The following is a 12,287-nucleotide window of genomic DNA, read 5'->3' on the forward strand; positions in this document are numbered from 1 at the left end:
AAGGGGAGCGGTATGGAATTATTAGTTATAACTTCTATGGAACAGCTAAGTGATTATGAGAAAGAGTGGAACTTTATTTTAGAAGAGACCCAAAATACAAATCCTTTTATAGAATTTGGGTGGGTGTATAACTGGTGGAAGCATTTGGGGGAAGATAAAAATGTGGAAATTTTAGCAGTTCGTGAAAATCAACACATCATTGCATTCTTTCCTTTTATTTATTCGAAAACTAGTATGATATTCACCTATTCCTTTATTGGTTTTGGTCAAGCAAATTACATGAATGTAATTGGTTATGATCATTCCTTGGAATTTGTAATAGAGTTTGTTATAGAGCAAATTATCTCCAAACGTAAGCATGTTATTTTTAACCTTCATGGTTTATTAAAAAGCACTGCATCACCGGGTAAGTTAGAAGTATTCTTGCGAAAAAAGAAATTTTCTTATTCCGTTCACCGTGTCATTACCCCATGGATAAATTTAGAAAAAATACAAATGGACGAATATATTAGGAAAAGGCAAAAACTACATCGTCTTGATAAGAGAGAAAAAAGACTACATCAAAGCGGAACCATAGAAGTATTACCTGCGGGATCTGAGATAATGGATGAAGTTTTTAAGATATACGAAAAAAGATGGAAAAAGAAACACGATACAAGTAGTTTTACGAAAGAGAAGGACTTTTTCCGTGCCCTATCTAAACTACAAAATGGTTCTGTTATAACAGAAATAGACGGGCTTTATATTGATGGGAATATGATTGCTTTTAACTATGGCTTTACATGTCGTGGAAAGTACTTGGGGTATATACTGGCGTATGATAATGATTTTGAATCATTTAGTCCTGGAAGAATATTAGAAAAAGAGAAGATTCAACAATGTAGTGAACGGAATATTGGAATTTTTGATTTGAGCATAGGCTATGAATCCTATAAGTTTGATTGGAATACAGATGTAGACTATACACTTAAGATGATATTTTCAACTAATTCATTAATAGTAAAGACAATACGACGTTTTTTATCGATGAAAGAAAGAATTATTTCGCGAATTAAGCTTAAGCAAAGTATTGTACTGATCAAACGAAACAAAATTGGAAAAATCATATTTGTTTTGAAGAATATTTTTAAAAAGGAAAACTCAAAAGAAGCATGGATGGAAATTCAAAGCATGATGAAACGGATAGGAAAGTTTTTATTTGAATGGAAGCACTATACGATTTATGAGATAGCTAGGAAGGGCACTCCTGAAGTTCAAGAACATACTTTTAATGAATTGAAATTAAAAGATGCACTACAAAATCCTAAGATTGCAAAATTTCATATGAAGGAAATTTGCACGAAGAAGTATAGATCTCATAGAGGATATTATCAAAATGATAACCTAAAAGTTGAAGATATATTCTGGATAAACGAAAAGGTCATTCGAATTGATGAGTTAGACTATTTGAAGGATTTTAGAAAAAGCACTGTCGTTATAGAAAATTGGAAATTAGATAATCTAGTTGAAATATGTTCTTTTGTAAAGAAGCAAAGTAAAGCAAATAAAATAGTAGTATATGTAAGGTCCAACTCAAGAAAAGAAAGAGTTGAATTAGAAAAAATAGGATTTACTGTTTATCAACATATAGAAAGAAAGACATTTTTCGGATATTCAAAAATAGCCATTGAGAATGCAGTAGATAGTACTGCGCTATAGAAAGGAAAAAGAGGGATTATGGATGAGAATTGTTCAACTAATTACACATATGAATGAACTAGGGGGAGCACAAGTACATGTACGCGATTTAGCAAAACAACTTGATAAGGACGGTCATACGGTAACTATTTTATCTGGTGGTTCTGAAATAGTTCCGGAGGATTTAGTTATTCCTACTGTTCCTTTTGTGCAAAGTAAATTTCTCGTTCGAAATATTCATCCAATCAAAGACTTTATAGCCTTATTAGATTTAAGGCAGAAAATAAAAAAATTACGTCCCGATATAGTTGCGATACATTCGTCAAAAGCTGGAGTTCTTGGCAGGATAGCTTGTTGGTCTCTGCGTATTCCTTTTGTATTTACAGCACATGGTTGGTCATTTACTGAAGGAGTAGAAAAGAAACAGCAGCAATTTTATAGGAAGATAGAAAAATGGACAGGAAAAATTAGTTCGACTGTCATAACCGTCTGTGATCACGATCGAAACTTAGCGTTAAAGCATGAAGTACTTCCTTTTGCAAAAATTAAGACGATCCATAATGGTGTAATAGATACAAAGAGTACACAGTTCCAAAGAGGTATGAAAGAAACTGTGAAAATATTAATGGTCGCTCGTTTTGACAAGCCCAAAAAACAACTAGAGCTGTTAGAAGCACTTTTACATGTAAAGGACTTAAATTGGCATATGATTTTTGCGGGGGATGGAAGCTTAAAACAGAGATCCGCCCAATTTGTACAAGAAAAAAATCTAAGTCATAAAGTAACGTTCTTAGGGAATCATTCCAATATTTCGGAGCTATTAAACGAAGCGGACATTTTCGTTCTAACTTCTTCTTGGGAGGGACTACCCTTAAGTATTTTGGAAGCAATGGCCCACGGTCTTCCCATTATTGCGTCCAATGTCGGTGGCGTAAAAGAGGCTGTTAGAGATTGGAAAAATGGCTTTTTAATACATGAAAACTTATCTGAACAACTTTCTATATTAATAGAAGATGCATTACTTCGAGAAAAAATGGGAGAGAAAAGTCGCGAGATATATGAGGCAAGTTTTACGTTTGACAATATGTATAAAAAAACACTTTCAACGTACTATCACTTAACTGAATTGGAGGAAAAAAATTGAAGGTATTAGTAACAGGAGCAGCAGGATTTATCGGATCTTACGTAGTACAGACATTATTAGAACAAAAATTTACGGTCATTGCAGTAGATAACCTATCAACGGGGAAACAACGTAACCTATCAGAACAAGCTCGATTCTATGAAATAGATATAACGAATAATGAGTTAGAGCACATATTCGAGTACGAACAGCCAGATTATGTAATACACTTAGCCGCACAATCCTCTGTATTTGAATCGATGGTAAAACCAATGGAAGACTGTCAATCAAACTTAGTTGGTACACTTAATATTCTTCGCTTTTCTAACCACTATAATGTAAAAAAATGTATATTCGCTTCGACCGCTGCAGTATATGGCAATCCTACTACTTTACCTATTAAGGAAGACGTGAAACTTGCTCCTTTGTCCTTTTATGCTTTATCCAAGCTATCAGCAGAAAAATATGTCCAATTATATGAAAAACTATTTGGTTTAAAAAGTTGTATATTGCGATTTTCAAACGTATTTGGTCCATTGCAAGAAGGTGGCGTAATTACAAAACTCCTTCATTGCATGATAAATGGAAAAACTCCTGTCATTTTCGATGGCAATCAAACGAGAGACTTTATCTATGTTAAAGATGTCGCTGCTGCTTGTATCCAATCATTACTAGTAGATCAAACAGGGATATACAATATTAGCTCATCGACTGAAATATCTATTCAACAAGTGTACGAACAATTAAAGCAATGTACAGGAGTAACAGCGGAACCAAGTTATGAAACATTGCGAGAAGGAGAAATTGAAAGAAGTATTCTCTCTAATGAGAAGGCTATTTCTGAACTTGGCTGGGAACCGACATATAGTTTTATGGAAGGAATCCAAGAAACAATATCACGCTATACCGAATTAAAACATGTCTAGTCGAAAGGGGATTGAGTGGAACATATTCTGATTAACTCGTATAAGCATTTGAGTTTTTATGAAAAAGAATGGTCTTCCATTTTAAAAGTAAATGAAAATAATAATCCATTTATGGAATATAACTATGTCTATAATTGGTGGGTCACATTGGAAATAAAGAAACAGATAGAAATACATGCAATTAAAGAAAATAATAAAGTGATTGCTTTTTTCCCGTTTGAGGTGAAAAAAATACAAGGGGTTCCTGTATATTACTTCTTAACACTTAATGAAAATCAAGTAATGGATAAGATCGTTAAAAAAAATGATACTAGGCGAACGATTATGTTTTTGTTTGATACTTTGATGAATGAGCATAAGCATATTGTTTTTCAGTTAAATGAATTATCAGTAAGAGGAGAAACATTTTTAAAGCTTTCTGAGTATTTAGTTGCAAGAAACTTAAAATTAAAAGATATTAACAATCCAATGAAGAAGGATATATATGATGAGTTGACCAATCTGGAAAGACTTCCAGTCGTTGATGATAAGCATATCGATAGAAAGTCGTTGATCTTTTCCGCAAATACGGTTCGTTCTCTCCTATGTAGAAACTTGTTATGGGCAAATGAAAAGTATATTCCAAAGAAGATTAGAAAACCCAATATGTTTGTGAAAAACAGATAGTAATTTAGTGGAGAAGGTGCCTTTATAATTCTGTTAGAGAGAAAGTTTCTAAATATTAAAATGAAAACATACTACTTTTTGAGAGAAATGAATATGGATAAACGGTCAACTGATATTCTAGGTTTCTCACACTCATTGATCCCCCAAAAAACATTGCATAAAGGGGAAACATTGTATATTGATTTAACAAAGAGTGAAGAGGAATTATTCCAAAAACTGCATCGAACAAATAGAAAACAAATCAATAAAGCGGCCGGGCACCAATTTTATATTGAAGTAATCGATAGGCCAGATATGACAGACATACGTGCGTTTCAACAGTTTTATAATTATTTTGCTAAATCTGCAAACACGTATCCTTGTAATTCCTTTCATGTAAATACGATGAGTATGCTTAAAGATAAAAATGCACTTGTGATTACAAAGCTTGCCAATAAAGCAAACGAAGTTCTATGTTATCGAGTGTATATTTCAGATGGGGACACTGTTTTTTCGTTATATTCAGCTTCGCTTTTTCGTTTAAAGGAAAGAAATGAAGAAAAAAGACTGTTAAGTGAAGCTAGTCGTTATTTGCTTTGGCGAAATATTTTATATTTTAAAGAACATCAGCATACGATCTACGATATGGGTGGCCTTACAACGAATGAAAATATACGCAAATTCAAATTAGAATTTGGTGGGGAGATAACGGAAGTGTATTCCGGTTATGAGGCATATTCATTCACGGGTCGGCTAGTCCTTTGGCTGCGATCAATCAAAATGAAGAAAGGATGAAGTCCTGGGAGCTCTCATTATTTCTTTAGATATGGAGCTAAATTGGGGAGTACATGATGTGTTTACACTTGAGAATTATGGAGAAAACATATTGGGGGCTCGACTTGCAATTCCAAGAATTTTGCAGTTATTTCTGAAATATGATATCCATGCTACTTGGGCAATTGTGGGGATGCTTTATTGTAAAAGCAAGAAAGAATTATTAACAAAACTAGAAGGTCTAGATCTACCCTATGCCAATAAAGCGTTTTCTCCCAAATCTAACTTGTGGCAAGTAGGTGAGGATGAAATCGAAGACCCTTACCATTTCGCGCATTCCCTTATTGATACGATCAAAGCGGTGCCGAACCAAGAAATTGGGACACATACATTCTCCCATTATTATTGTTTGGAAGAGGGACAGCAACCGGAGCATTTTGAGAAAGACTTGCAAGCGGTTGTTGAACTAAATGAGTCGATTACCTCATTAGTTTTTCCAAGAAACCAAGTGAATAATGATTATATGACTATTTGTAAAAAGTACGGGATTACTGCTTTTCGTGGAAATGAGGACAGCTGGATTTATGAAGCATATACAAGTAAAACAAATCCACCGATCAAACGCATACTAAGATTAGTAGATGCGTATGTGAATTTAACTGGACACCATACATTCTCTTTAAAAAACATACAAAAAGAACCAATCATTCATATAAAATCGAGTCGGTTTTTAAGACCATACAATAAACAATTAGCAGCTTTAGAGCATTTACGATTACGACGAATTAAAAACGGGCTAACAAAAGCAGCAAAAAATAATAAGCTCTATCACTTATGGTGGCACCCTCATAACTTTGGAAAAAATACAGAAGAAAACTTGTGGTTTCTAGAGGAAATATTAAAGCATGTAGAATATCTAAAAGACAAATATAATTTTCAAAGCATGCATATGCGAGATGTAGCAAATATAGTGAAAATTATTTCATGAGTATATAAGAAGAGGCTGACCCAAACTAGGTATCAGCCTCTTAAAATTTAAATTCATAGTTTCTAACTGGGAGTTTTTTAATTACAGCAAATACTCAACTGCTAGTTTATATTAATATCAAAAATATAAGTGATCTTTCCTTCATTCCATTGATTTACGATTATAGACGAAGGATTTCAAAACAAATAGCCCCTTTTAATTATTTTTTGCAGTAGTAAGTTTATCTATATTACAATAATGTGAAATATAATACTTTTCTAAATATTTAAAAATAGTTTAAAAAATCTTTTTATAATAGAAATATATATAATAATTAAACAAAAAAGGGGTTCTTTTATGAATCTGGACGATAAAAAGAGAAGGATACAAATAAAGTATAGGCAACAGGTACATAAAAAGAACAGAGTGGATAAAACGAATTACACGAAAGAAATAATTATCACTTTAATAATTCTGTTACTAATGCTCATCTTTTTTATTTTTACTGACTATGATCTTTTTCCAAAGTACCGGTCCTATCGATTTTAATTGAGTATTTAAAGGCGTACGAATGCGCCAAAGCAGTCCTTAAATGTGAAACATTTACTTGTGCATTGTACACATCAAAGGCAATCGATCGTTCCGTAAATTTTTACTGTGGGTCCTAGATAAAGTTCATACAGAGTTTGGGATTGGAGCATTAGCCCGTTAGCTACTTTCAAAAAACATAGGTGAAAATTTCAAAACAGGTGAAGAAAAACGATTCGTTTTTCCTCACCTGTTTTATTTTGGGATTTATTTATCTCACTCCACATTTACGTTTTAATTGGACAATCTCTGCGTCTTCATTTCTTTTGCCCACTAGTAGATCCCTTAGAATGTGGGATCCTAACATACTATATACTGTTCCGTTTCCTCCATAGCCTAACAAGTAGTAATGATTTGCTTTAGTTGGGTGCTCCCCTATGAACGGTAGATTATCAACGGATTCTCCGAATGTTGCTGCATAAGCATAGTCAATTCCAATTTTGTAATGTGGGAATAACTTTTGGACCTGTTGTAATAGATTTTCAGCTCTATGTTGAATAATTTCCTGAGAGTAGGGTGCTTCTGGTTTATCTTCATCCAGGCCACCAACAATCATTCGATTATCTACAGTAGTACGAATATATAAATAAGGGCGTTTTGTTTCCCATATCATTGCTTGTTCATACCAGTCGGAGAAATTAGTAATCGGATTGCTGACAAACACATAGGAGCGATTAATATCCGCGCCAACTCTATGCCCCACTGGGATAGTTTCATAACCTGTTGTAAAAATAATATTTTTTGCAAAGAATGGTTGTTCGGAAGTTCGAATATGTACTGTTTCGTCGTCTGTAACTACATCTTCCACATTAATATAAGGATATAAATGCGCACCTTTTTCCTCTATTCTTTGCAGCAAGCCATGGACAAATTTCAATGGATTGATTTCTGCATCTCCATATGTCATGAGTGCCCCTGGCTTCGAAAAAGGAAATTTATTAGCCAATTCATCCGGATCTAAATAATCACATGGAAATTCGAATTTTTTTAAAGTAGCATATTCTTTTTTAATCTTCTCCACATCCTCTTCCACGCTAGCGAAACAAATACTAGGACGTCGAATAAAATCGGCATCAATATTCAATCGGGTTACGATGTTTTCGATATGATCCACTGCTTCGTAACAAAGCTTGTAAAAACGGACAGCATCTTGTTCACCGATTTGCTCTATTAATTCGTGCAACATAATATCATTTGAATACTGTAGTAGTCCTGTATTGGCACTTGTACTGCCAGAGCCCATATCCCGTTTATCTAGCAATGCAACAGATAATCCTGCTTCTACTAAAGCTAGAGCAGTTAGAGCACCAGACATGCCTGCACCAACGATTACTACGTCATATAAATCATGCTTTTCAAAAGGATGCTTTGGTTTAAAAGGAACAGCTGTAATAGGCCAATACAGTGTGCCATTATGTATGTTCATTTGTTATTCCTCCCATTATATATATCTAGCAATATACCCTTTTTTCTAAGATTTAAGCCTCTTCATGTTATACTAAAGAAATCAACGAAAAAGGGTGTTAGAAATGACTCAAGATAAACCACATGTATTAGTAATAGATGGAATGGCTCTATTGTTTCGTTCATTTTTTGCAACAGCGATGTCCGGAAACTATTTTAAAAATGATAAAGGGATTCCAACGAATGCAGTTCAAGGATTTGCCCGTCACGTGTTGGCAGCACAACAATTAATGCAGCCGACACATATGGCGATTTGCTGGGATAAAGGGATGCATACATTTAGAAATGAAATCTATGATGGCTACAAAGCAAACCGTCCTAAGCCGGCAGAAGAACTGATTCCTCAATTTGATATGGCGCAAGATCTGTCGGAGCATTTAGGTTGGCAGAACTTTGGAATTATAGGGATGGAAGCAGATGATACGATAGCTTCCATTACCCATAAGTGGAAAGATGATGCGAAATTTACTATAGTGAGCGGGGATAAAGATTTATTGCAATTATTGCATCCTTCCACGGATATCGCCTTTACGAAAAAAGGTTTTACGATTTACGATGTATACAATGAAAGTCGTTTCGTAGAGGAGTATGGAATTTCTCCATTGCTATTTCCCGATGTAAAGGCATTTATGGGAGACACGAGTGATGGATACGCAGGAGTAAAAGGTATTGGACCGAAAACTGCTTTGCAACTAGTACAAACTTATGGAACGGTAGAAAAAGTTATTGAATCACTTCATCTTTTAAAAACAGGACATCGAACTAAAATCGAAACAGATTTAGACATGCTCAAATTATCGAAAGAGCTTGCAACGATAAGACGCGATGTACCGATCGATGCGGAGCTAGATCACTTACTTGTACAAAATATCGAAGCTACTAAGTTCGATTATTTATATGAGCATGGCTATACGATTTTGGCAAGACAGCTCCAAAACTAAGGAGCAGCTGTTGGCGTAAGTTGTATGAAAGTTAAAACCGATGCATTGTTACCGTAATGGACTTTTCGGATTTTACTTTCTCGATTCCTGCCACCATTATCATGAATGATTAAAAAAAGCTCATCGTTTACAATTTCATACCCGATTAAAGGTACCCAGTGATAAGCGAATGTCGAATTTTTATTCCACTGGAATGAAAAATATTTATCAAACTTAAGAGCAACAGGTCGACCATTATTCAATTCATGTAGAGCTGTATGAAGAGAACATTTAGTAATTTGCCATGGAGGTCCAAGGATTTTGCGCATATTGCGAACAAATCGGTGGGTAAACAATCCGATGCGGGTTCCCCCCAATTTGTTATAAAGGTCATTTGGTTGAAAAGAAGCAGCTGGCAATAAGTAGTTTAATATAACGTAGGCAGTGACTGGTCCACAAGCAGAAGCTTGATAAGCTGGATGTATGCTTGAATCATATTGAGAGATGCCTTGGACGGGTAGCTGTGTTTTCATAAGTAACCTCCGATTGTCAAAGAGTTTTTCCTATTTTGTTAGGAAGAACTCTTTTTCTATTAGTTGCCATTTTATTAAGTATAAATCTAAATATCTTTTATTAAAAATGAAAATGAGAAAGTTTAGACCAGGGCAGACGCGTTCCATGAGGTGAGCGATGAATCTTCACCGTCGCTTGCGCGTAGATGAGAAGTCTCATCTGTCTTACTTTGTGAGATTGCTTTAAATAATCGATATCCGTTCCTCTCTCCTCTATATCTCATCCGAATCATCTTTCAAGTTCCGTCTCACCATCAGTATAGAAATAAATTAGAAGATCAAATAGTTCAGGATTAGGAAAGGCAACACTTATCTCTTCTTTTAACATGTGCACATCTCTTTCTAAGGAAGGTATGCTGTCATTTTAAAACGATGTAATGTTCCTTTATATCTATATTTCGGAGCGAGGCATCTTATCGGTGCGTATATACAAACCAAGTAATGCTTGCTGTTAATAATGTCGACGAAATCAAAGCAGTAAGAACACTATATGTTTGCCAAATAAGTATCGTTGACCAATCGAAGGCAAAAAACATTATACACTGGGCAATCGTAGCGATTAAGAAAATAATTGTTACGATTGTTCTCTTTTTTGTCATTGATTGCTGCTCATTCGTTTTCCTTTTTCTTAATCCTAAGAGAAATAACAGAACGGCCAATAGGCAAAGAATAATTGTGGTGGACGACAAAATGATGTCCAAAAGCTGAGTGTCGCTTATTTCATATGACTGAGTTAGATTGCCGTCTAATATATTTTTAACTTTTAGTACCAGGTCTATATTGGTATTTGCTCCGTTGCTCAGTAAGCAGATGGCTGTTCGTTCATTTGGCAGTAAGGCTACTTCGGTTCTGAAATTCGGATTGCCCCCAGTGTGTTCTATAAACGTTTGGTCGGCATTTACCGCCCAACCTGCCGCATAATACATATCATTAACAGCCGAAACAGACATATCCCCCTTATGTGATTTTTCAATCACCCTGTGAAATATATCGGGTATATCCTGCACGATACTCATCTGTATGCCCATCCAACGCGCCATATCTTTTGTATTAGAAATAATATAGCCTGCAGGTTTATTCCCACCATAATCCGGAGCGTTTAATGGAGTTGTTATAAAAAAGGAAGAACGGTAGCCCTGTGCCAACTGTCCAGATGCTTGTGCATCTTCTTTATAAACATACGTCTGGTGAAGACCTAAAGGCAGAAATACCTGTTCTCTCATAAAGTCTTCATAGCTTTGTCGCGATACAATCTCAATAACCAAACCCAATACGTCATAATTAACGGTTCCATAGCTATATTGTTCACCGGGAGAGAACGCCAATTCAGCATCTACTAGCGTTTCCACGGTCTTTTGCAACATATCCGGCGTATTGCCTTGTGGAATATTTTGAGTATGCCTAAAATTTGTTAGGCCGCTGGTATGGTGAAGGAAGTTATTTAGTGTAAGGCTATTCATATCAATAGGTTTACCTTGATACTTTAACGTAAACCAAGGTAAATATTTTTGGATAGGGTCAGTCATTGATAGCAGCCCTTGCTCTTCTAATAGGAGAATTCCCATACCAGTAAAAGCTTTACTGACGGAGGCTAACTCATAGAGTGTATTTTCACTTGCAGACAACCCTTTTTCACGGTCTGCATACCCAGAAGAAAAGTAGAACACTTCATCATCAGCAAGTATTGAGATTGACATTCCGGGCACACCTGATATACGACAGGCGTCATCTAGTAACGCTTGTATTGCTGCAGATTTCGAATCTGTCATTGCATAACCTTGTGCTGCGAATCCTGAGAATAATATAAATATCGCTATTACAAAAACAATAGTCTTTTTCATAAACTCTCCTTTTTGAAAAATTATAAGAGTATAAATAATCTACCTTCCTACTTTTACAACTAAAAACTAAGTTCAAGGACATGGGGAGGGGCTATTTAAACTAATGATGGAGTTAGTACGAATAAAATATGATTCTTTTCATCACTTTTGTTCAAAAACCGATGTTTGACATTTGGTGGAATGCGTACGACATCTCCTTCATTTAAAAAGTATTCGGTGCCTTCCAGTTCGACATACGCTTGCCCTTTCATGACGACAGCAATTTCTTCTTGGTTATCATGTGAATAGTGACTTTCCGTCGTGCTTGCGTGTGCATTTAAATCCATTAGTAAGAGTTCAATATGTGCTTTCATGAAGTCTGGTGTTAACACATCAAAGACAATATGGTCACTATTCTCACGATATACTTTCTTTCGATCATGTTTTCTCGAAATGAGCGAATCCGTATCAATTTCATTAATGAAGAGGGTAAAGAGCGGTACATTTAATGCCTGTGCAATCAGCTTTAGTACACTTAACGATGGATTTGCTTGTCCTCTTTCTATTTGGCTAATAAGTGAAGTACTAATCCCAGCATAATCAGCGAACTCACGAATTGTCATACCAGTCTTTTTACGATAATTTAATACAGTTTGCCCGAGACGATGATCGTTCATAGTAAAACCCCTTTCTACAATAATGTATATTTAACTCATTTTGTGCTGACATACTAAACATAGCGAAAAAATACTTTTTTCAATTACATAAATATTCTATACTTACATTTGTACATTATAATAAACTTATTTTA

Annotated in this window: 10 protein-coding genes and 2 pseudogenes; 7 read left to right on the forward strand and 5 right to left on the reverse strand. The window is 35.0% G+C overall.

Annotation, left to right across the window (positions count from 1 at the left end):
- The first annotated feature begins 12 nt into the window (after positions 1–12).
- The 6 genes from FS486_RS14830 to FS486_RS14855 all read left to right on the forward strand — a co-directional run bounded on the left by FS486_RS14830 (position 13) and on the right by FS486_RS14855 (position 6,133).
- Complete coding sequence (locus FS486_RS14830) at positions 13–1,698, forward strand: GNAT family N-acetyltransferase (protein WP_186321469.1); 1,686 nt, start codon at positions 13–15, stop codon at positions 1,696–1,698.
- Between the two features lie 22 nt (positions 1,699–1,720).
- Entirely contained in the window at positions 1,721–2,821 is a 1,101-nt protein-coding gene (locus tag FS486_RS14835) for a glycosyltransferase family 4 protein (protein WP_144512361.1), read from the forward strand.
- On the forward strand, positions 2,818–3,726 hold the full coding sequence (locus tag FS486_RS14840) for an NAD-dependent epimerase/dehydratase family protein (RefSeq protein WP_186321470.1): 909 nt from the start codon (positions 2,818–2,820) through the stop codon (positions 3,724–3,726). Before FS486_RS14835 ends, FS486_RS14840 begins: the two co-directional genes overlap by 4 nt.
- Before the next feature lie 15 nt (positions 3,727–3,741).
- Positions 3,742–4,392 carry a GNAT family N-acetyltransferase gene (locus tag FS486_RS14845; protein WP_144512365.1) on the forward strand — a complete coding sequence of 217 codons (651 nt, stop codon included), beginning with the start codon at positions 3,742–3,744 and terminating at the stop codon, positions 4,390–4,392.
- A 93-nt stretch (positions 4,393–4,485) separates the two neighbouring features.
- Positions 4,486–5,166 carry a hypothetical protein gene (locus FS486_RS14850; protein ID WP_144512367.1) on the forward strand — a complete coding sequence of 227 codons (681 nt, stop codon included), beginning with the start codon at positions 4,486–4,488 and terminating at the stop codon, positions 5,164–5,166.
- Between the two features lie 58 nt (positions 5,167–5,224).
- The gene (locus tag FS486_RS14855; protein WP_222122600.1) at positions 5,225–6,133 is read left to right on the forward strand and encodes a polysaccharide deacetylase family protein; all 909 of its coding nucleotides are present in this window, start codon (positions 5,225–5,227) and stop codon (positions 6,131–6,133) included.
- Between the two features lie 778 nt (positions 6,134–6,911).
- Here FS486_RS14855 and FS486_RS14860 read toward each other — a convergent pair.
- Complete coding sequence (locus FS486_RS14860; protein ID WP_144512370.1) at positions 6,912–8,126, reverse strand: NAD(P)/FAD-dependent oxidoreductase; 1,215 nt, start codon at positions 8,124–8,126, stop codon at positions 6,912–6,914.
- Between the two features lie 103 nt (positions 8,127–8,229).
- On the opposite strand from FS486_RS14860, the gene FS486_RS14865 reads away from it, so the two are divergent.
- Complete coding sequence (locus FS486_RS14865) at positions 8,230–9,105, forward strand: 5'-3' exonuclease (RefSeq protein WP_144512372.1); 876 nt, start codon at positions 8,230–8,232, stop codon at positions 9,103–9,105.
- Here FS486_RS14865 and FS486_RS14870 read toward each other — a convergent pair.
- From FS486_RS14870 to FS486_RS14880, 4 genes and pseudogenes are all read right to left on the reverse strand, one after another.
- Positions 9,102–9,617 carry a C39 family peptidase gene (locus tag FS486_RS14870; protein WP_144512374.1) on the reverse strand — a complete coding sequence of 172 codons (516 nt, stop codon included), beginning with the start codon at positions 9,615–9,617 and terminating at the stop codon, positions 9,102–9,104. The genes FS486_RS14865 and FS486_RS14870 overlap by 4 nt on opposite strands.
- Positions 9,618–9,798: 181 nt before the next feature.
- Positions 9,799–9,975, reverse strand: a pseudogene (locus tag FS486_RS20600) (phosphoribulokinase); the annotation flags it as partial.
- A gap of 94 nt (positions 9,976–10,069) precedes the next feature.
- Positions 10,070–11,497 (reverse strand): serine hydrolase domain-containing protein, encoded by a 1,428-nt coding sequence (locus FS486_RS14875; RefSeq protein ID WP_144512376.1) that lies wholly within the window; start codon positions 11,495–11,497, stop codon positions 10,070–10,072.
- Positions 11,498–11,592: 95 nt separating this feature from the next.
- Positions 11,593–12,214, reverse strand: a pseudogene (locus FS486_RS14880) (helix-turn-helix domain-containing protein).
- Positions 12,215–12,287: the final 73 nt, after the last annotated feature.

The organism is Bacillus sp. FJAT-22090, assembly GCF_007676755.1.
Lineage (GTDB): Bacteria > Bacillota > Bacilli > Bacillales_A > Planococcaceae > Psychrobacillus.

Excerpts from the sequence above, each read along its gene's own strand:
- FS486_RS14830 (WP_186321469.1), top strand. The coding sequence starts at position 13 with ATGGAATTATTAGTTATAACTTCTATGGAACAGCTAAGTGATTATGAG.
- FS486_RS14835 (WP_144512361.1), top strand. The coding sequence starts at position 1,721 with ATGAGAATTGTTCAACTAATTACACATATGAATGAACTAGGGGGAGCA.
- FS486_RS14850 (WP_144512367.1), top strand. The coding sequence starts at position 4,486 with ATGGATAAACGGTCAACTGATATTCTAGGTTTCTCACACTCATTGATC.
- FS486_RS14860 (WP_144512370.1), bottom strand. The coding sequence starts at position 8,126 with ATGAACATACATAATGGCACACTGTATTGGCCTATTACAGCTGTTCCT.
- FS486_RS14865 (WP_144512372.1), top strand. The coding sequence starts at position 8,230 with ATGACTCAAGATAAACCACATGTATTAGTAATAGATGGAATGGCTCTA.
- FS486_RS14870 (WP_144512374.1), bottom strand. The coding sequence starts at position 9,617 with ATGAAAACACAGCTACCCGTCCAAGGCATCTCTCAATATGATTCAAGC.
- FS486_RS14875 (WP_144512376.1), bottom strand. The coding sequence starts at position 11,497 with ATGAAAAAGACTATTGTTTTTGTAATAGCGATATTTATATTATTCTCA.